Below are 690 nucleotides of genomic sequence, written 5' to 3'. Positions count from 1 at the left end.
TGCACAACCCGCGCATGGCCTCCGCCAGCGCGCTGGCCGGCGATCAGGCGCGCAACACGCGCACCGAACGCCTCGCCAACGTGACGACCGTCAAACTCGACAACGGTCAGCTGGACTTCTCCACATGGGTGGTCCACAAGAGCCTGTACCACCCGATCTTCCAGGTCATCGATCAGGATTACTGGACCTACGGCTTCGCACCGCGCTACACCGCGGACCTGACCGTGGGCGGCATGCGCAACCGCATCATCGCGGGCGCGCGCTTCTTCGGCGGCAGCAACGACGCGCGCCAGTACGTCAACGTCAATGGCGACCGCGGCGCGCAGACGCTCAACTCACGGCAGGATGCCTACAACTACGAGGCCTACCTCGAGGACCGGCTCTACGTGGTGCCGACCGTGGCGCTGATGGCCGGGGCCAAGGCCTATCGCAGCCGGCGCGATTACACGGACTTCGGCGGCCTGCCGGCGAATCCCAACGCGCGCGCGGCCGCGACCACCTATAGCGGCGTCAATCCAAAGTTCGGCGTGCTGTGGGAACCCGTCAAGGATGTGCAGGCGTTTATCGACATCACGCGCAGCGCCGACGTGCCCGACTTCTCGGACCTCAACCAGACCATCGGCACCACCAACCGCTTCGTGCCCCTCGCGCAGCAGCGCGGCTGGACCGTCGAGGCTGGCTCGCGCGGAC

General features: G+C 67.0%; 1 protein-coding gene. It reads left to right on the top strand.

The features are described 5' to 3' along the window. Window positions 1-690: TonB-dependent receptor (locus tag LDO41_RS34150; protein WP_223995892.1), on the top strand; the 690-nt coding region annotated here is incomplete at both ends.

The organism is Cupriavidus pampae, from assembly GCF_914271485.1.
GTDB lineage: Bacteria > Pseudomonadota > Gammaproteobacteria > Burkholderiales > Burkholderiaceae > Cupriavidus > Cupriavidus pampae.
Note: the sequence above shows the minus strand (reverse complement) of the source record. Positions and strands in the feature narration are given on the sequence as shown.